This window comes from Leptospira hartskeerlii, assembly GCF_002811475.1.
In the GTDB taxonomy this organism is placed as follows: domain Bacteria; phylum Spirochaetota; class Leptospiria; order Leptospirales; family Leptospiraceae; genus Leptospira_B; species Leptospira_B hartskeerlii.
Genome location: NZ_NPDL01000004.1, coordinates 120,788 through 139,885, shown reverse-complemented (window position 1 = coordinate 139,885; position 19,098 = coordinate 120,788). Strand labels below are relative to the sequence as shown.

Below are 19,098 nucleotides of genomic sequence, written 5' to 3'. Positions count from 1 at the left end.
ATCGCATAATCGATTCTTTCGAAAGCGGATAATTTTTCCAAAGTATTCTTATCCAAGTAAGGATTTCCGTAAAATGGAGATCAGATCGGATCTTGAAACGGAAGATTGCTCTCCCGAAGCGATATCTTTTAACTGAACCTTGTTTTCAGAGATTTCGGATTCTCCTAAGAAGATCAAGAAACGATATCCTTTTTTTTCAGCCGTCTGGATTTGTTTGCCGAGTTTTGCAGACTCAAGCATTGTTTCCACTCCGATTCCTTCTTTTCTAAGTTCTTCAGCAAGTTTCAAAACTTCCGGAAAAACTCTATCTTCCATCAAAGGAATTAAAACAGCATTTTTAGAATTCAGATCTTTAGGGACGAGTCCATGTCCTTCTAAAAAGTTTTTGAAGGTTACATCTCCTAATCCGAAACCGATCCCTGAGAGTTGTTCATTGGAGAATAATCCGATCAAGTTGTCGTATCTTCCTCCGCCGTACAAGGATCTCCTATTTTCAGGATTCGTATCGAATACTTCGAAAATACAACCTGTATAATAATCGAAACCACGAATGATCGAAGGATCGAATTCGAGTTGGTCTTTGATCCCTAAGGAGGCTAGATCTAAAAAAAGATTTCTAATAAATTCAACAGAAGAAGGATCTATACCTTCTAATTCTCCTATTGTTTGGAGATTTGTGTCCAAATATCTATAAATTAGAGTTAATTGTTTTTCCGGATTAGAAAGTAGAGGTTTGATCTCTTCTTCAAAAGCTTCTTTGCTGATCTTGGATTTTTTATCTAAAAGTTTGGAAACAGCGTGAGCTTTTTCGGGAGCTAAAGCCAGAGTTTGGTTCAAAAATGAATCCAAGATACCTCTATGAGAAACCTTGATCTGGTAACTTCCTTTTGGAGCTTTAAAATTTTCTAAGATAGCGTTAGCGATCAGAATGATCTCAACTTCTGCTCTATAAGAATTTACACCGAACAGATCTACATTGAGCTGCCAATGTTCTCTTAAACGTCCTTTGCCCGGTTGTTCATATCTCCATAAGTTCGGGATGGAAAACCAACGAATAGGCTTAGCAAGATTTCTGACCTCTCCTGCTACCATTCTTGCAAGAGTAGGAGTCATTTCGGGACGGATCGCAACATGACGATCTCCTTTGTCCGTGAAATCGTACAATTGTCTTTGCACGATCTCTTCTCCGCTTTTTGCTAGATAGAGTTCGAAAGATTCTAGGATGGGGCCGTCGTATTCTTCATAACCGAAAGATTGGACTGTCTTCCTCATTACGGAAAACATCCAATTTCGGAATCTCATTTCTTCCGGATAAAAATCTCTCGTCCCCTTGTATGGGGCTGTGGGTAAAAAGGCTTTCTGTTTTTCCAAGTCTCTTAGACGCTCTTAATGAAGCTTAAATTCTTCTTTAATAGAGTCATATTCGTCTTGGCATCGTTGGAGCCAACTATTTCTGCACCGACTAGATAAATTTCCCCGATCTGAGAAATATGTCGGATTTTGAATGCAAATCTTAGCGGAGCTTGCATTTTAAAAGTTATATCCGCAGTAAAGAAAGGTTTATGCAGAAATGATTCGACTAGCTGGGACTCGGTTACTTCCAAAAGAATTCCACCTTCCGAAGCATTGACTACGTTTTGACGGATATCAATGTCCAGAGTGTTGGAGTCTTCTATCCTATCGTTAAACACAGTTTCTAACTCTGCGTATTTTTTCAGAATAGCGGGATCCAAAATCCTGTCCTTAGTCTCCGCATAACCTAAAGCAACGAGCTTTGATCCGGACGGGTCTTTGTAATAGATTGGATAGATCGCGAAAGATTGTATCTTCCCGGAACGATAAACTTTGGTTCTATCTTCCAAGATCATTTCATCTTCTAATTCTTGCTTTAGATCTAAAATATTAAAGCCGTTTGCCTCTTCTTGGGAAAGAGGATCCATATTGATCGCATCTTTTACAAAGATAGTTTTACCGGTACGTTTTGCTAAGTCCTGCTCTAAGCTAAGTTCCTTTCCCGTTGGAAATACCAATCTGGAATACGGATATTCAGATAAGATACTCTTGTGTAAGTCGGTCAAAAGGATTTGGCCGGATGTTCCCAATACTTTGGTAGAATCTTGTTCCTTCTTAACCATATGAAATCTGTGCGCGATTACTTTGCCTTGTAGGCCTTCTACCCTTGGAAGAATTCGGCCGTCTTTTGCTATTCTTACATATTCGGGAGAACAAACCACTAATCCATCTTCATGATTTACTGAATCGACTCTAAAGCCGATCTCCATATGTTTACTTAAGGTTTTGTAAACTGTGATTTCGCCTTCTTCGTTAACATATTCCGGATCTATCCTAAGGAAAATTTTTCCCTCAGGAGTGGTTTGTAAGATTTGCAATTCTTGTTTTAAGGGATTTTCTTTCAGAAAGAGTCCGTTATTATGCACGTACTCTTTCAGAATATAACCTACTTTTTGAGGATCTTTGATTGTATCCCAAATTCTTGGTGATTGTAGGTAAGATCGGTACTCGACTTCCATTTGCTCTCCTTATAGCTTACGGAAGTCGACCCTCCTGTTTTTAGCTCTTCCATCTTCGGTAGAGTTATCTTCATCAGGTCTGGAATACCAATATGCTCTGGTTTTTAACCTAGAAGCTTGGATCCCTTTACTACGAACGTAGTCAAAAACTTTCCGTGCTCTGTTCCCGCTTAAGCGAGTGTTATATTCTTTGGAAGCTATATTATCCGTATGGCCCCCAATCTCTATTTTATCCGACGGATTCTTCTTGAGATAGTCTACAATCAGATCGAGTTGTCGGCGATGTGCGTCAGTCACCTCGGTCTTATTGAATTCAAAATAGAGTTTAGTACTTAAAACAGCTGGGACTTCCGAATCTTTCCTTAATGCGATAGAGATCGTAGAGCCAGGTTTAATATCTTTCTTCAAGATATTAACACTTTCGGAAATATATTTCTCAGCCTTTGCAAAGATTTCGAAATCAGTGTCGGGGATCAACTCGATATGGAAATTTTTTGACAAACTGTTGTATTTTAAGATTTCTCCCTGTCTATTCTTAGGAGTAAAAACTGTAGCGCTCGCTCCAGTAATTGGCTCTTTAGTAGTGGCATCTACGACTACTACATTAAGTCCCTTTCCTTTATCCCCATCACCAGTGTTAACAATCTTACCTTTCTCTTCATCTTTGATAGGCAGAAGCACATAAGTTTTATTAACTTTCTTATTTCTCTCTACGTTTCCACGTAAGTCGAGCTTGTCCTCAGTGGGATAAAAACCAGGAGAAGAAATTTCTACCTTATACAATCTTCCTGTTTTTAAAACGGTTTTAAAGTTAGTCGGGTTTCCTTTAGAAAGATCCCCACCTATTCTTCTGGAAGTAATAGTACGAGAAGGACCAATACTATCTGAAATTTTGATTGTAGCATCCAGGCCTATCATTGTAGCTTCTGAGCCATCTAGGACCAATCCCTGGAAGGATACATCGTAGGAATTCCTCAGATTTTCAGGAACTTGGAATCTATAAATATCGTACTGGCCCTGCCCTCCGTTTCGGTTGGAAGAAATATAAGCCCAAAGCCCCTCGTGATCGAAAGAAATTCCTTCTGAATCGATCCCTTCTGTATTATCTAAATTAAATGGATGAGGCAGTTTTTCTAAACTTCCTGTTTCCGGAACTGGATGAGGAAGATTCGTTTTAGAAATTGTCAGTTTATCTTCCGCATCTTCTATGTCGGCGTTTCCCGGAAGATTTAAGAAGCTACGATATAAGGAAAACTTTTTGCGATCATTCTCTCTATTAGAGGAGAAGTATAATTGTTCCCCATCGGGATGAACATAAGGAAGAATTTCACTGGCTTTGGAATTGATCTCCGATCCTAGATTGATTGGACTCGACCAAACTCCCGTTGAAAGATTTTTATAACTTACCCAAAGATCGTATTCTCCAGATCCGCCAGGTCGATCAGAAGAGAAGATAAGAAATTTTCCGTCTGGAGAAACCGCCGGCATCTTTTCATTAAAGTTAGAATTGATCTCGGAGATACCGATCAAGTCGCTCCAACGCCTTGTTTTTTCATCTCTCTTAGTATAATAAATATCTAATGCGTCAAAACCTTCTCTATCCGCTTTTACGTTTCGGATAGAAGTCAGAAAAATTTCCTCGGGATTTCCTAATTCGTCGAATCTGATCGAGATCCCACCTTCGTACTTATCGGTATTGAATAGTTTGGATTTTTTTTCTCCGGAGGGAAGTTCCTTCTTATTCTGTTCCCAGATGTCCTGGTTTAGATTGACCGGCTTCTTCCAATCAGCTTCTCCATCTCTTTTTTTATAGTTTGCGTTTTCAGAGAGCCAGATATCCATCTCTCCTTCTCCGCCTGGACGATTGGATTGAAAGATCAAATATCTTCCGTCAGGACTGATGATGGGATTGTATTCTACGTTTTGCGTGTTTAAAGGAGATCCAAAATTTCTTTCCAAGAGTGTAGGAACAGGTTGGGCGGATCCATCCCAGGAATATAAAAAAAACAAAAGAGTTCCGGCAAGAACGGAGCTTAGAAAATGATTTCGTTTTAGAACGGGTCCTTTTCCTGGATTGTAAAAAAACATCTTGTAATTAGTATCGGAAGAAAGACCCCAAGTATCAAGATGGAAACTAAGATGGAATCCGACCTGCCGAATAGAAACCAGCAAGAAATTTTCCCTCCAAAACCGATCTTATTCGGAGTTTTGAACATAACCAGTGACTCTTTTTCGGACGGGGGAAAATACCTCCGCGAGGACCTGGCTCTTGCCAAGGCGAAATCTTTAATTGAAGAAGGCGCGGATGTCATTGATATTGGGGCCCAATCTTCCAATATAAAGGCGGAACCAATTTCGGAAGATACGGAATGGAATAGAATGAAAGAGATCATCTCCGAATTAAAAAAGAAGAAGGTTGCAATCTCAATAGATACATTCAGGCCTTACGTCATCCAAAAGGCGTTAGAGGCAGATGTGGATTATATCAATAATATCAGGGGTTTTGTAGATCCTGAAAGTTTGGATCTACTAAAAGGTGCAAGTGACAAGTCCACAAAATATATTGCGATGTTCTCCCAAGATCATTCTATCAAGGCTTCGGAATTTTCAGATCTAAAACCTGAGACAGTTGTACCACTTGCATTGGAATTCTTTAGAGAGAGGACAAAAACTTTCGAAAGTTTAGGCCTTGCAGATCGTTTGATCTTAGATCCAGGGATGGGATTTTTTTTAAGTCCTGACTATAAGGTAAGCTTTGCAATTCTTTCCAAGATTGCTGAAATTCTTTCTGAGTTTCCGAATTTGATGGTTTCAGTAACTAAAAAATCTTTTTTAGGAAATGCTCTCGGTGGTTTGCCTGTAGAAGATAGAATTATCCCGACTGCGATCTCGGAAATATATCTTTGGTCCAAAGGAGTTCAGATGATCAGAACTCATTCTCCCAAATCTTTTTTATTAGCTATGAAAACCTGGGAAATGTCTCACGGAGTTTATAGTCCGCAACGCGGGCTTCAGGAGCGAAGCGACTATCGTCCATAACGAATTCTATCCATTGCTTCTTTGCCTTCCGGAGTCAGAGTAGGAAAAAACTCTTCTTCGGTGAATTGGAGACCTTTGGATTTTAATCTTCTAAAATAAGGAAGTAATGGAGAAACATCTGCCTTAGGATTTTTAGAAAGAAGAGAAAGTTTCCATAATTCCAAAAATACCAAAGATTCTTTTTCAGATTCCGGAGCTTTGTTTAGCCAATCTAATGCTTCTGTATATCTTCTCTTCTCGCAATATGCATGAGCGATATAATATTCTAATTCGGGGATTCTTTCTCCGGTTCCGCTTAAGCTGAGTCCGAAGACCAAAACATCATCCCATTTTTCTAAAATATGGGCCATCTTCAACATGAGCCCCCTTGCATTCTTATGGAATGGGCTTTGTTGTAGGATTTTCTCCAAATAATAATAACTTTTGGACCAGTCTTGTTTGGAGAAAAAATATTCTGCCAAACCTTCCCAAGCGTAGACTTCTTGGCCTGGAATTGTAGAAAGTGCATCTCTATAAATTACTAATTCTTCTTCTCTCTGGGCTTCTATCAGAAGGTTCTCGAATTTTTTGCGTTCTATAGTAGGAGACTGTTTTAGGAATTTCTCCAGGAACTTTTTAGCTTCTGAAATATCGTCCACTAGATAATATAAACGTAATAGATTGAGTGATGGTATAGGATTATTAGGGAGAAGTTTTTGCGAGTTCAGGAACTCTTCTTCGGCATCATCGACAAGAGAGAATCTTACGAATAAAATTCCCAGATTGTTTTTGTCTGGAGCAGGGATTGCTTTTCCTCTATGCGATTTTGCTTCCCAAGGGCTTTTTATCGAGTCTACCTTTTCCCTTGTATAATCTGTTGCGGGAAGATAAAGAAACATGAGATCGTTTTCGATCTGTTCGTTGTTTCTGATTGGATATAGACAAGAGAAGAATAGAAGAAAGGGTAAAAGAAAAAGATTAACCGGCTTCAGAAGTAGGATTTTCCTGTAGGTTTTTCTGCGCATACAATAAATACTTTAAAGCTCGCTCTGTATCTCCATGAAACAAATACATAAGAGAAAGATCAAGCGCGTCCTGTGCTTCTGGAGCTTCGAAATCCTGAGGATTTTCTTTAGAAAGAGTGAGTTTATCTTTAAATTCGTCCAATTTCTTTCTGGTTAGAACTTCCAGATTGTCGAAGAAAACTTTCTCTTCCGGCTTCGGCTTTTGTCTGGCTTCCTTGATGGAGTCGTTGAATTGTACGAATCCTTGTGCGGTTGTAGTAACTTTCTTAAGAGTTTCGAATGATTGTTTATAATTTCCAAGTTTAACATGGATTTCCGTCATCAGGATTTCCATTCTAGGATCATTCGGGTTGATTTGGATGGCAGTATTTGCTGCGGCTAAAGCCTCTTCCCATTTTTCAGTATCGAAGTAGATAGTAGCAAGTGCTGCATAAGCTGTTTTATTTTTAGGATCTAATTTGATCGCATTCTTCAGATATAACTCTGATTTGTCCGGACGATCTAACTGCTTATAACAATATGCAAGAAGTAGATGAGAGTTTAGATATTTTTTATTTAATTCTAGAGAACTTTTGAGCGCTTTAACTGCGGCATCTAAACTTCCGAGTCTATAAAGTTCTACTCCAAGGTTATAGTAAAGCTCAGTGGTCTTTCCAAGTTCGAGTGCCTTTTGGTAAGTCTTTATCGCATTTTCCGAATCGCCGGTTCGAGAGTAAAGAGCCCCGAGGTTCAGATAGGCTTTTTGGAATTTGGGATTCATTCCCAAAATTTCAGAATATACCTTGGCCGCCTGGGAGATTTTCCCTTCTTTTTCGAGTTTTAAAGCCTCGTTGAACTTTCGTTTGATATCGGCTTCGGTCATATCCGGAATATCGACTAAAATTCCCAAGAAAACAACCTGAAAAAAACTTCAGGTAAAATGTAAAAATCTCCGAAAATATAATATAGAAAGACAGAGGTCCGAAATGAAACAGATAGCCGCTATCTTCGCATTGATAACTGTTACCGCTTGCGCTTCTTCCGAAACCAGAAGAAGTATTAGCGCGTCCGGAGATCCTTCCGAAATATTTTTTGAAAAAGAAATCGTTCCAATGGACCAAGAGTCCAAAAGAGATTTGGTTCTGGCTAAGAACTCTTCCGCTTCCAGAGGATTGGATGATCTTCTTGCGGATAATAAACCGGTAAAAGCCACTACTCCTTCCAGACAACAATCAGGTTCTACGGGAGATTTCGACGAGGTCGGATATTCTTCCTGGTATGGTCCTAAATTTCACGGTAAGCCAACGGCGAGCGGAGAAATTTTTGACAAAACAAAACTGACTGCAGCTCACCCAAGCCTTCCATTAGGTTCAGTGGTTCGAGTGAAAAATCTGGAAAACGATAAAGAAGTTTTAGTAAAAGTAAACGATCGCGGACCTTTCGTAAAAGATCGGATTATAGATCTATCTGAAAAAGCAGCTGAGAACTTGGAATTCAAAGATGTAGGAATTGCAAGAGTTGGTCTCACTGTAGTTAGCAAAGGGGGAGCAGGAGAGTCTGAAGACATGGAAGGTCTTGAAGACGAAGAAGCTCTTCTAAAAGAAAACAAACCTGAAAGATTAACTCCTAAGAAAGCTGTGACTCCTGCTCCATTAGTGAAGGGAGCTCCTAAAGGACAAACAGTCCAAGTGGGAGTTTTTAGAAACAGCAGACTTGCTGAAGATTATAGAAAAAATCTTTCTGCAGAATATGGAGAGAAAGTATATCTTTTCGAAAGAGACGGTATGTTCGTTCTTCAAATGGGTGATTTTATGGATCGAGCAAAAGCGGACCTTCTAAAATCTAAATTGAAAGAAGACGGAGTGGATTGTTTTATTCCTAAAAAATAAAACTCTAATTCGGTCTCTGAAAGAAAAAGCCTCCGACTATCGGAGGCTTTTTTATTTAGTTTCGGTGTGCTCTACACCCTTTGACCTTCATTCTGCTCGCACAAAGTGTTTTGGCTAATTGAACATAAGCAGGAAGACAGGTGCCTGTCCCTTGTCCGCACGCAGGGTCTGCAATTAACATAATAGTAAAGCAATCGTCGTAATTTTTCAGATCTTCTGCGCAAAGATCTTCATGATTTACTAAGAGTCCACAATCTGAAAATGAATAGAGTAGGATTGTAGAAAAACAAACTAGAAAAAAGGCCCTTATTTTCGACTTCATAAACCCTCGGCCGCAAAGGCGGCTAACGAATATAACCTAAAGGATTTGGAAGAAGGTCAGTTTGTCAAAAAAAATCTTTCCGAAATTTAGATCCCGCCGCCGTGGATGAACTCGTTTAGCTCATCATCTTTGTTTTTTGGGGGAGATTTTTTCTCTTTGAGATTGGATTTTGCGTATAGTTCGTTCACTTCTTTTTGTAAGGTATCAATCTTTTCGACCAGAATGGAGAAAACTCTTGCGACAGGGTCCGGAAGTTCTCCGTGGTCCAGCATTCTTTCTCCTTCCTTTCCAAAATCCACTTTGGAACGGACTACTTTTCCAGGAACTCCAACAACCGTACAATCTGCGGGGACATCTCTGAGTACTACGGAACCGGCACCGATCCGAACATTATGTTCGATGACTATATTTCCTAAAATTTTTGCTCCGGCTCCAACTACCACATTCTCTTTTAACGTGGGATGCCTTTTGCCACTTTCTTTACCTGTTCCTCCCAGGGTAACGCCTTGCAGAATGAGACAACCTTTCGCTACTTCTGCGGTCTCGCCGATAACGACGCCTTGGCCATGATCAATAAAAATCCCGGGTTCAATTTTTGCTCCCGGATGAATGTCTATCCCAGTCAAAAATCGTGCGAAAGTATTGATGATCCTGGGAAATAAAGGAATTTTGATCTTATATAAGGAGTGTGCCAGGGAATGGAACCAAAGCGCGTGTAAACCCGGATAACAGAGAATGACTTCCAAATAGGATTTAGCTGCCGGATCATTTTTTTTAATTGCTTTGATGTTTTCGAACAAATGTTTATCCCGGTTCTTCTTTGACGGTCGATAGAAGAGTAATGTTATATTTACTTATGAATAAACCTGAAACTGTGCGCCGGTATGTAAAGGAGGAATCATTTTGAGAGAGGACCTGAGTCGGAATCTAAAGGAAAACGGTCTAAAAAATTGAACAGATCGTCTTACGGATGGAACATACTTCTTTTCGTTCTGACTTTTTTTACCTTAACCTTTCAGGACGATATATTCAGGATTCCATATTTAAACTCTGCGACAATTTCGGAGATCTTTTGGGTCAGAACCCCTTATTCTATCTCTCTTCTTGGAATTCTTTTTTGCCATGAGATGGGGCATTACTTCGCGGCTAGATATTATGGGATCAAAACAACTCTTCCTTACTTTTTGCCGGTTCCATTTTCTCCTGTTGGGACCATGGGAGCAGTCATTCGTATAAAGGAACCAATTCGAAACAAAATCCAATTATTCGATATTGGGATTTGGGGACCAGCCATGAGTCTTATACTTTCTGTCCCTTGTATTGTTATCGGATTATATAATTCTCAACTCGTCTCTCTCGCAGAAAGAACCACAGTATTACAAGCTCATCCGGGATTGATGGACATTCATTTTGGAGATAGCATTCTTACTTATATTTTATCCCAGAAAATTTTAGGTCCTTTCGATTCTTCACTATTTACGGTAGAATACAACCCACTTGCATTTGCAGGATGGGTCGGGTTACTGATCACCGCATTAAATCTTTTACCTTTCGGTCAATTAGATGGAGGGCATGTAGTTTACTCATTAGCAGGAGAAGGTTACAGAAAGTGGATCCACTATTTGTTCTCCGCATTTCTTTTGCTCTCACTTTGGAATTATTCGTGGATCTTATGGGGATTGCTCATCTATTACTTTATCAGAGTAGAACATCCTTTTATTCCGGATGCTTCTTATCCAATCGGTAAATTTAGAAAGATATTTGGCTGGAGTATGCTATTATCCTTCCTGCTTATTTTTCCAATCTCTCCGATCACTGTTGTATCCTCTTCCGGAGCTAAGAGCAGTTTAGGAGAAGATCTTTGGAAAATTCTACTCGAAGTATTTTCAAAATGAGAAAACTGATCTTTCAAATTTTTATCCTTATCTTTCTAGTAATTTCCCTGTCTGTCCATTCGCAAGAAGAAGGTGACGTAGACATACAATTGACCGATAACCCTTACGGTCTTTCTTACGACGGGACAAATTTTTGGTTCGCCGATAGCAAACGAAGAGCGATCATTCGTGTAGATCCAAGCGGAAGACAAGAAGCTTTCAATTTAGGAATTCCATTTATTGCAGGGCTAAACTTCGATCCGAGAGAAGGTAAACTTTTCGTAGCAAGCAAAAGGGTCGTTCTGAAAGTTGAACCGAATACCGGTGGAGTTACTGAAAGAATACAGGTCCCGATAGACAAGATAGGTGGGATCGCGAACTTTCAAAATTATCTATATATCCTGGATTCGGATACCGGAAAAGTCTCCGTTTATGATAAGGGCACCCAAAGTTTTTTCGGTGGATTCTTAACTGATAGATCTGAACCAAAAGATATCTGTTTTGCGCGAGACAGTCTTTGGATTACAGATTCTTCCGATGGGAATGTGTATAGATATGATCCTACTAGCGGAAAAATCACAGGATCTATTCGTTCTCCTTCTAAAGATATTCGCGGTATTGCAATTCTTGGAAGCAGGATCTACGTCGTGGATCGCACTACTAGAGAAGTAAAAAAGATCTCCTTTGTAGAAACGGATCGATTCCTTGCTTCCGGAGAGGCCACTTATCTCATCAATGTGAAGATCAAATATTCTTTGGATGAAACAACTCTAGTAGGTGGAGTTTTGGGTCTTCTCCCCCCTCCTACAACGGAACACCAGAGGATTCGAAATCTAAAAACCAAAGATCCTAAATTTAAAGGGGATATGGTAATGGGGGTTCGTGCTCTTTCCAAAAAGTTAGGGATAGACGATCCTAAAGGTCCCCAAACTTTAGAATACCATTTCGAAGCAAGAACGACTAACGTCAGATACTACGTTCTGGACGATTTTTTAAAGAAGAAGGAAGAGATTCCCATTGACCTTGCCGCATTCACTAAAAACCGGGTTTCCGTAAAAGAGAAGACAGGGAATTTTTTCTTAGATAAAATTTTCGACGCGAGATTATTCCGTTCTGATTGGGATGGTCTGAAAAAGTCTCTACTAGATTCGGGTCTGCCTGTTCGCCCTGTGAAAAGTCTAGTATTTAATGGAAATTCAAATCCTTCTTTTAAGGATACCTTGGACATTTATATTCCGAGTTTTGGATGGGTACCGTTGGCTAGTGTAAAACCGGAGAAGATAGAATCTTCTCGTGCTTACCAAAAAGCAGAAGATATGGTGGATCTATTTCGTAGTGAGGCTTGGGCCGCTTTACCTTCTCCTATTTTATTCAAGGCAAAGGATTCCGAAATTTGGAAACCAATTCCTGCGGAGATAGAAGTTACACTTCTTCCTAAAGGTACGGATCTTTCTTCTAACTGAAAGATTCTTGTCTGGTTAAAAAGTATCTTTTGTAAGCGACGACTCCAAGTGTAATCGCTCTTCCTAACATATACAAAGAGAGCGAAAACCAAAGTATATGATTGCTGTTTTGGATCTTTCCCCAATAAGCGACCGGAAAGAAAAATATGATAGAACTTATGATCATTGAATTTCGGAGTATCTTTCCTTCTGAAATTCCTAAGAAGAAACCATCGAATATGAATGCAAAAGATCCAAAGATGAGAACGGGAGCTATCCAATAACCGTATTCTTTTGCAAGAGTCACAACTGGTTTGGATTTACTGAATAATTCAAATAAGAATCCGGAAGGTAGAAGGATCAAAATACAAAAGAGCAAAGAAATCCCGAACCCTGAAACGATCGCCATTTTTAGGATCTTTCGCAAGCCTTCCGAGTTATTATTTCCTTTTAGATTCCCTGCAACCGTTTCCATTGCGATTGCTGCGCCATCTATCCAAAATGCTCCGATCAAGATCAATTGGTGAAGGATTGCATTTGCAGCCAAGGTCTCGGAACCTAAACCGGAGCTGTAATTTCTAAATAAACTGAATGTGGTGATCAGAAGTAAGGTCCGGATCATTATATCCGAGTTTAAGGAGAGCAGAGAGATATACCCTTTTAGGGAAAAGATTTGGATCTCATGATAGACTTGCAAGAAGCGGTCCTTCTCTTTCAATAATAAAACGAGGAAGAATGCACACATTAGATATTGGCTAATGGAAGTTGCAATCCCTGCTCCGTAAGCTCTCCAATCTAAAAATAGAATGAACCAAATATTCAACCCGATATTAACTACGTTTGCGATGACTGTTGCTACTAAGACAGTAGCACTTTTGGATCTTCCTAAAAACCAACCTGTGAGTACGAAATTGCAGAGAGTTGCGGGTGCGCTGATGATCCTAGACTTAAAATATTCTCCTCCTGCGGATTTTACATCCTTCTCCCCTTCTAAAACAGAAAATCCAAATTCTTCTAAATAAGTTTTAGCAAGAAGAATTAGAACACCGATCCCAAGGCCGAGTAATAATGATCTTAAGAGTATCTGAAAGGATTCTTTGTTATTTTCGTTTCCTTCCGCCTGTGCAGTTAGACCGGTTGTGCTCATTCTTAAAAAAGAAAAGCCCCAGAACAAATAATCGAATAGTACGTTGGATAATGCGACCCCTGCAACATACGTATGGGATTCCAATTGGCCAAGCACTGCAATATCAGCAAAGCTTGTAAGTGGAACTGTTAGGTTCGCGACTATATTGAAAAATGTTAGAGTGAGAAATTTTTTTTCCAAAAAGAAAACTCAAGTACTCGGTCGTTTCTTATCTTCTATACTTTGAAAAACATTACAGGCAACTAAATCCCCGGTGACGTTCACAGTGGTTCTGCACATATCCAAAATACGATCCACTCCTAAGATAATTCCGATTCCTTCTGTTGGAACTCCTACACCGGCCAAAATAGATGCGAGAATTACGATCCCAAGTCCTGGAGTACTTGGAGTTCCGATAGAAGCTACCACAGTTGCGATGAGCACAAATGTAAGATTAGTTGCAGTTAATTCTATTCCATAAACTTGAGCTAAGAATACTGTGGCAACCGCTTGGTAAAGTGCAGTACCGTCCATATTTACTGTGGCTCCCAAGGGCAGAATAAACTCTGCAATCTTTCGGGAGACCCCCATCTTTTCGATCCCTGTCTTTAAGGAAAAGGGAAGAACTGCTGCGGAACTGGAAGTGGAGAATGCGAGTAGCTGCACTTCTCCTGCTTGTTTAAAAAACCAAATAGGGCTCTTTCTTGTTACAAGAATCAGTATGATCGAATACATGATCAGAACTAAAACTAATCCGCCTAGTACAGTTAGAAAATAAACTCCAAGACTTAATAATACTTTGAGTCCTATCTTTGCAGTAATCTGAGCGATGAGTCCGAAGACGGCAAAAGGTGCGATCTTCATGGCCCATTGTACGAATATCATACTTGTTTTGAATATAGCTTGGAATACAGGCAGAACGTTCGCTGCACTTTGCTGCTCTATTGAAAGAATAGCGATCCCAACTAATAGAGCGAGTAAAACTACTCCCAACATATCTCCATTTGCAAACGTTTGGAATGGGTTCCTAGGAAGAACTGATAGTATTAGCTCAGGGACTTTATCTACAGAAACAGTACCAGAGGTTTCTGTGATTTTGCTCGGGACCTGCACTCTTGGGATCCCGGCCGGATCTACAAAACTTCCGGGTTTGATCGTGCTTGCTAAGATTATTCCGATAGATACGGCTATTATTGTGGTAAATATGAAGTATAAGAATGCCTTTAATCCGAAACTTTTGAGATTCTCCAGAGTTTCGCCTGCATGTATCCCTAGGACAATGGAACAAAAGACCAAAGGGATCATGATAATCTGCAATAGGATTAGGAAAAAATGACCAGGAAGCCCTAGCCAAGAAATGATCGGCTTAGAATATTCTTGGGCTACCAACGAATTTTCGGGACTTAGATATAGACCTACTAAAAGTCCGGATACCAAACCTAACAGAACTCTGAACCAGAGTTTCTCGAAAGGAAGAAACTTAATAGCATTCGGAAGGTTTCGGTTCGACTTAGAATCGGACATACTCGACAGAATAGGAGTCACATTCTTATTTTTCTATTGATTTTTCCCTTTTCAAAATGATAGTGAAGGCTTTAGCCGATTTTTTACCAGTTCCGAAGATGTATTCCGGAACCGGTAAACTAAAAATAAAAGATTCGGTTTGAAGTCAGTTTCGATCATCGGCGTCCGAGTGCCTACAGGAGTTTATGGGGTTAAATCCAATTTCTTGGGACCTAGTCCTTTTTAATTATTATTCGTTTGGAAGTTTATTGGTCACTTTGACCACCATATTCCTCGGAATTTTCTTTCTTACCTTAAAGAATAGGACCATAGCTACCACTCACCTTGGGATTGGCTTTATGCTATTAGGTATATTCGAGACTGGATATTTCTTAGCGGCATTCTTATATCATCCTATTGCAGCATATCATCGTTGGATGACCGGCGGATTCATTCTATTTGCCCTTGCTCATTTCACCCAATTCTTACTTAGGTTTCCCGGAAATAGTAACCAACGTATAGCAAAATTGGTTTTGATGGCGGAACATTCGGTTTCGGCGATTACTGTAAGTTTATTTATTTACTTCACTTATATTTCAGAGAAGATCTATCACTTCACTGCGCATCATTGGGACTTCAATGCATTTGATGCCAGTCGTTATCTTGCGTTAGTAATCGGAATATTCTCCATCGTAGGTTTTATAATCGTTCCTACATGGAGAGTTGTGATCACCAAAGATAAGAGAAGGATCGCTCTTCTCATGTTTAACATAGGGTTCTTGATCGCGGCAATTTATCCGAATATATCAAATATTCTCAGCCGAGACGGAGTGATGGAACGTTCTACGTACATGACTTCGAACGTAATTCTATTCTTAACTGCGTTTTCATTCTTAGTAATCGCATTTATCAATAATAGTGCGGAACGAACTACCTTCATGGTCAAGATCGTGGGGATCACACTCTTTACGATCTGTTTGATCATGCAGGCTCTTGTCTATATCTCCAGCCAGGAAAAAGACGCGGAATACGATAGTTTGCGTATGGTGAATATCGAAAGAGCTTTGGAGAATGGTGTCAAATCAGGCGATATAGAGTATGCTTTCCATTGGGATGATTCTAAGGAAAGTTTGGATTCTTCGGAGTATGATTCTAACAAAGAGTTGAACCTCAAAGAGATAGAGGCTGACTTACAGAATGTCACTACTTACGAAGAGATCCGCAATCTAAAGGAAGAAGGATTTAGAAAATCCTTAAATTCTATCCTCGATCGAACTCATACATACTTCGGCGGTTATAAACGTTTTATCCAAAAGTTATTGGGAGAAAAACAGGATCTTTCCGACGCAGAGCTTAAAAAACTGATCTTAGAAAATGCAGAGCAATGGAATAAAAGAGCTTTCGTTGCTACGAACCGATTAGAAGCGATTGTAGGGGGATCTTTCTGTAAGAAGGGAAGAGACTTCGTAAATGCTTTAGGGGATTCTGAGTTCGGCTTTAAGGAAGAAATTTTCTCTCATTGGTCGGAAGACTGTCTTTGGGATGGAAAGGACTTAGATCAAGGACAGATCCGTTCCGAAGTTTTAAGATACTTCAGATATTTTAAGCCGAGCGAAACCCGCCACTACAGAAGAAGCCAGGATGGAACAGGGCATTACGTTGCCTTCATGAAATTCCAACCTGAAAAACAGCAGATGAGTGAGGTTGGATTCTCTTACAGATTATATAGAGAATTTATGCACCCAACTGCAGTGAAACAGACCGGGATCTTGCTCGCGGTGATCTTTATCGTTCTCGCATTGTTTCCTCTCTTCTTTAAGAACAGCTTAGTAGATCCTTTAAATAGTCTTCTTTCAGGGGTGGAAAAGGTAAACAAGGGCGATCTGGACGTAGTGGTTCCAGTCAAAGTCCGCGATGAGATTGGATTCTTAGCAGACTCGTTCAACGCGATGGTGGCTTCTATCAAACAAGCTAGAAGAGAACTACAAGATTACGCAGAAAACCTGGAAGAAAAAGTTCGAGAAAGAACCAGGGAAGTTCAGGAGAAGATGGAGGAAGTCCAACGTCTCAAAGTGCAGCAGGACGGGGACTATTTCTTAACTTCCTTATTAGCGAAACCTCTCTTTTATAACGCGAATAAATCCAAATTGGTTTCTACGGATTTTATCATTCGTCAAAAGAAACAATTCGAGTTCAGAGGAAAACATTCCGATCTGGGCGGGGATATTTGTGTAACGGGAAATCTCAGATTAGGACGTCCTGATTCATTCAAACGTTATACTCTTTCCATGAACGGAGACGCCATGGGTAAATCCATGCAGGGTGCCGGTGGGGCATTGGTAATGGGAGTTGTTATGAATTCCATTCTTGCACGTTCCGCTGCAAATAATAGGATTTTGGATGCTACTCCTGAGCAATGGCTGACTGAAATTTACAACGAGATCCATGCGGTATTCAAATCGTTCAACGGATCGATGGTGATCTCAGCTTCTCTTTATCTGATAGAGGATGAAACCGGAGTGTGTTGGTACTTCAATGCAGAGCACCCTTACTCAGTACTATATAGAGATGGAAAGGCAAGTTTTATCGAAGATGGACTGACTCTCAGAAAATTAGGTCTAGATTCAGAATTTGAATTTAAGGTAAGAAGTTTCCAACTCAAAAAAGGTGATATTATTATTCTTGGCTCGGACGGTAGAGACGATGTGGATCTAACTCCAGAAGAGACGATTCGCACTATCAACGAAGACGAGATGTTGTTCTTACGACATGTAGAAACTGCAAAAGCAAATCTAGAAGATATTGAAACTGAGATCCGTAAAACCGGGGAACTCACAGATGACCTTTCTCTTCTCAAGATAGAATTTCAGGGAGAACCTAAGAGCGACGAGATCGAAGAAATTTTCGAATCCTCCGATCATATAGACAAAGCATTAAATACAGATTCGGTTTACGAAGATGCCAAGAAGATGTATAAAACCGGACGTTTGGATGAAGCATTAGAACTTCTGAAAACAGGCTATATGCACGATAGTGCTAACCAAAGATTGAACAAACTTTTGGGACTTCTAAGTTTTAAAGGCAAAGATTATAACACTGCCGTAGAAGTTTTAAATAACTATCTTGGAACTGATCCGGATCTTCATGAGTATTGGTTCTATCTTTCTATTGCGAATAAGAAGATGGGTAAGTATGACCAAGCCTTGACTGCGAGTCTGAAACTTTTGGAAATCGATCCTAATAATATCTCCAATATGATCAATCTTTCCGATATCTATCGTTTAATGGAAATGTACGATAAAGCGGAAGAATATGCTCGAAAAGTATTACAAAAAGAACCGGGGAACGAAAACGCTCATAAACTGATCCGTTTGATAGAGAGAGACCGTTGATAGACGGTTTTCTCTCTACGTTTACTTTATGGCTGCGGATTGGAATACTTTCCGCATTCTTTCTTTTTGTTCTTCCTATTCTTTCTCAAAATAAGAAGTCCACTAAAACAAATGAATCAAACTTCTCCTTTAAATTAAAAGGAGGAGAAATTCGATTAGCGGTCCGGAACGAGACCGAACTAAAAGAATGGGACAAATACGCTTTCGATAAAACAAAAAAGATCTTAGATGCATACGAGTCTTATCTTGGGATTCCTTTCCACCAGGCTTCTTCTCCAATATTCAAATCTCTTCCTTCTTCCGAAAAAGATAAGATACGATTGGTATTAAAAGACACGGTTTTTTTGAACGGGACCAGAGTAGGAGGATACAATAATGTATCCGGTGAATTAGGAAAGGAACTCGGGATCTTTATGGAATTGGGTCTGGTGCCTCCCGGTTATCCTGCATTACTTTTACACGAGTTGGGACATTATTACTTTACGGAACCTTCTTGGTTAAGCGAAGGGATCGTTTCTTACCTGCCTTATCTTTTGTCCAAAAGAGGTTATCTTAAACTGGACGCTGACGAGCTTCAATCAGTTACAGAAGAATGGAGTCTTGGCGAGGCGATCCCCAAGAACGATCCTCCTCTTTCCAAGGATTTTCATCTTTCCAATCCTAGTTTGGGGCCATGGTTTTACTCTAAGTCGGTTCGTACTCAGTTTATCATTCACAAAGAGCTGGGCTATGAAGGTTACAAATCCTTTCTAAAGCAGGTGGCTTCTTCTGAAATACTGAGCACTGAACTAGTTTTTAAAATTTTGAATAAGGTGCAGAGAAAAGATTGGAATAAGATCCTACAAGGTTGGGTGGAAGTTGGACCTTACAGTGCTTATCCTCCCAACTCTTTTATGAAAATCCAAGAGATAGAAAAACTTTAAGCTTGATTTTTATATTGCATTCGTTATACAAAATAGTGAATTCTAAACGAATTTCTTTTTTGATTTGATCTGAT

15 protein-coding genes are annotated in these 19,098 nt (G+C 39.7%); 6 read left to right on the top strand and 9 right to left on the bottom strand.

From position 1 onward, the window contains the following. Positions 1–48: 48 nt before the first annotated feature. The 3 genes from hisS to CH352_RS08395 are packed head-to-tail and all read right to left on the bottom strand — an operon-like array spanning position 49 to position 4,619. On the bottom strand, positions 49–1,371 hold the full coding sequence (gene hisS, locus CH352_RS08405) for a histidine--tRNA ligase (protein WP_100704859.1): 1,323 nt from the start codon (positions 1,369–1,371) through the stop codon (positions 49–51). Positions 1,372–1,376: 5 nt separating this feature from the next. Then, on the bottom strand, positions 1,377–2,531 hold the full coding sequence (locus CH352_RS08400) for a DUF1577 domain-containing protein (protein ID WP_100704858.1): 1,155 nt from the start codon (positions 2,529–2,531) through the stop codon (positions 1,377–1,379). A gap of 9 nt (positions 2,532–2,540) precedes the next feature. Continuing rightward, entirely contained in the window at positions 2,541–4,619 is a 2,079-nt protein-coding gene (locus CH352_RS08395) for an OmpA family protein (protein ID WP_100704857.1), read from the bottom strand. A gap of 51 nt (positions 4,620–4,670) precedes the next feature. On the opposite strand from CH352_RS08395, the gene folP reads away from it, so the two are divergent. Next, entirely contained in the window at positions 4,671–5,570 is a 900-nt protein-coding gene (gene folP / locus CH352_RS08390) for a dihydropteroate synthase (protein WP_423789674.1), read from the top strand. Here folP and CH352_RS08385 read toward each other — a convergent pair. Both CH352_RS08385 and CH352_RS08380 read right to left on the bottom strand, forming a co-directional pair. After that, a complete protein-coding gene (locus CH352_RS08385; RefSeq protein ID WP_243396180.1) occupies positions 5,558–6,448 on the bottom strand; it encodes a tetratricopeptide repeat protein in 891 nt (296 codons plus the stop codon). The genes folP and CH352_RS08385 overlap by 13 nt on opposite strands. A gap of 79 nt (positions 6,449–6,527) precedes the next feature. Then, positions 6,528–7,436 carry a tetratricopeptide repeat protein gene (locus CH352_RS08380; RefSeq protein ID WP_100705269.1) on the bottom strand — a complete coding sequence of 303 codons (909 nt, stop codon included), beginning with the start codon at positions 7,434–7,436 and terminating at the stop codon, positions 6,528–6,530. Between the two features lie 103 nt (positions 7,437–7,539). On the opposite strand from CH352_RS08380, the gene mpl36 reads away from it, so the two are divergent. Beyond that, complete coding sequence (gene mpl36, locus CH352_RS08375) at positions 7,540–8,442, top strand: RlpA family plasminogen-binding lipoprotein MPL36 (protein WP_100704854.1); 903 nt, start codon at positions 7,540–7,542, stop codon at positions 8,440–8,442. 55 nt (positions 8,443–8,497) lie between these two features. Here mpl36 and CH352_RS08370 read toward each other — a convergent pair whose 3' ends face one another. Both CH352_RS08370 and cysE read right to left on the bottom strand, forming a co-directional pair. Next, positions 8,498–8,764, bottom strand: a complete 267-nt coding sequence (locus CH352_RS08370; protein ID WP_100704853.1) for a hypothetical protein — start codon at positions 8,762–8,764, stop codon at positions 8,498–8,500. An 86-nt stretch (positions 8,765–8,850) separates the two neighbouring features. Next, positions 8,851–9,564, bottom strand: a complete 714-nt coding sequence (cysE, locus tag CH352_RS08365; RefSeq protein WP_100704852.1) for a serine O-acetyltransferase — start codon at positions 9,562–9,564, stop codon at positions 8,851–8,853. A 150-nt stretch (positions 9,565–9,714) separates the two neighbouring features. Here cysE and CH352_RS08360 point away from each other — a divergent pair, with 150 nt between their 5' ends. After that, the gene (locus CH352_RS08360) at positions 9,715–10,659 is read left to right on the top strand and encodes a site-2 protease family protein (protein WP_100704851.1); all 945 of its coding nucleotides are present in this window, start codon (positions 9,715–9,717) and stop codon (positions 10,657–10,659) included. Then, a complete protein-coding gene (locus tag CH352_RS08355) occupies positions 10,656–12,101 on the top strand; it encodes a Vgb family protein (RefSeq protein WP_100705268.1) in 1,446 nt (481 codons plus the stop codon). The genes CH352_RS08360 and CH352_RS08355 overlap by 4 nt, the downstream gene beginning before the upstream one ends. Here the strand turns inward: CH352_RS08355 and CH352_RS08350 are convergent. Together CH352_RS08350 and CH352_RS08345 are read right to left on the bottom strand one after the other, a co-directional pair. Continuing rightward, positions 12,094–13,407 (bottom strand): MATE family efflux transporter, encoded by a 1,314-nt coding sequence (locus tag CH352_RS08350; RefSeq protein ID WP_100704850.1) that lies wholly within the window; start codon positions 13,405–13,407, stop codon positions 12,094–12,096. The two genes, CH352_RS08355 and CH352_RS08350, sit on opposite strands and share 8 nt — an antisense overlap. 9 nt (positions 13,408–13,416) lie before the next feature. Next, entirely contained in the window at positions 13,417–14,730 is a 1,314-nt protein-coding gene (locus tag CH352_RS08345) for a dicarboxylate/amino acid:cation symporter (RefSeq protein ID WP_100704849.1), read from the bottom strand. A 185-nt stretch (positions 14,731–14,915) separates the two neighbouring features. Between CH352_RS08345 and CH352_RS08340 the strand changes: the two genes are divergently transcribed. Together CH352_RS08340 and CH352_RS08335 are read left to right on the top strand one after the other, a co-directional pair. Continuing rightward, entirely contained in the window at positions 14,916–18,101 is a 3,186-nt protein-coding gene (locus CH352_RS08340; protein ID WP_100704848.1) for a SpoIIE family protein phosphatase, read from the top strand. Next, a complete protein-coding gene (locus CH352_RS08335; RefSeq protein WP_100704847.1) occupies positions 18,098–19,024 on the top strand; it encodes a M1 aminopeptidase family protein in 927 nt (308 codons plus the stop codon). Before CH352_RS08340 ends, CH352_RS08335 begins: the two co-directional genes overlap by 4 nt. Positions 19,025–19,098 lie beyond the last annotated feature (74 nt).

What these genes read in the sequence shown, in the direction of transcription:
- CH352_RS08370 (WP_100704853.1), bottom strand. Translation starts at nt 8,764, where the DNA reads ATGAAGTCGAAAATAAGGGCCTTTTTTCTAGTTTGTTTTTCTACAATC.
- CH352_RS08380 (WP_100705269.1), bottom strand. Translation starts at nt 7,436, where the DNA reads ATGACCGAAGCCGATATCAAACGAAAGTTCAACGAGGCTTTAAAACTC.
- folP (WP_423789674.1), top strand. Translation starts at nt 4,671, where the DNA reads ATGGAATCCGACCTGCCGAATAGAAACCAGCAAGAAATTTTCCCTCCA.
- CH352_RS08385 (WP_243396180.1), bottom strand. Translation starts at nt 6,448, where the DNA reads ATGTTTCTTTATCTTCCCGCAACAGATTATACAAGGGAAAAGGTAGAC.
- CH352_RS08400 (WP_100704858.1), bottom strand. Translation starts at nt 2,531, where the DNA reads ATGGAAGTCGAGTACCGATCTTACCTACAATCACCAAGAATTTGGGAT.
- CH352_RS08355 (WP_100705268.1), top strand. Translation starts at nt 10,656, where the DNA reads ATGAGAAAACTGATCTTTCAAATTTTTATCCTTATCTTTCTAGTAATT.
- CH352_RS08395 (WP_100704857.1), bottom strand. Translation starts at nt 4,619, where the DNA reads ATGTTTTTTTACAATCCAGGAAAAGGACCCGTTCTAAAACGAAATCAT.
- CH352_RS08345 (WP_100704849.1), bottom strand. Translation starts at nt 14,730, where the DNA reads ATGTCCGATTCTAAGTCGAACCGAAACCTTCCGAATGCTATTAAGTTT.
- CH352_RS08340 (WP_100704848.1), top strand. Translation starts at nt 14,916, where the DNA reads ATGGGGTTAAATCCAATTTCTTGGGACCTAGTCCTTTTTAATTATTAT.
- mpl36 (WP_100704854.1), top strand. Translation starts at nt 7,540, where the DNA reads ATGAAACAGATAGCCGCTATCTTCGCATTGATAACTGTTACCGCTTGC.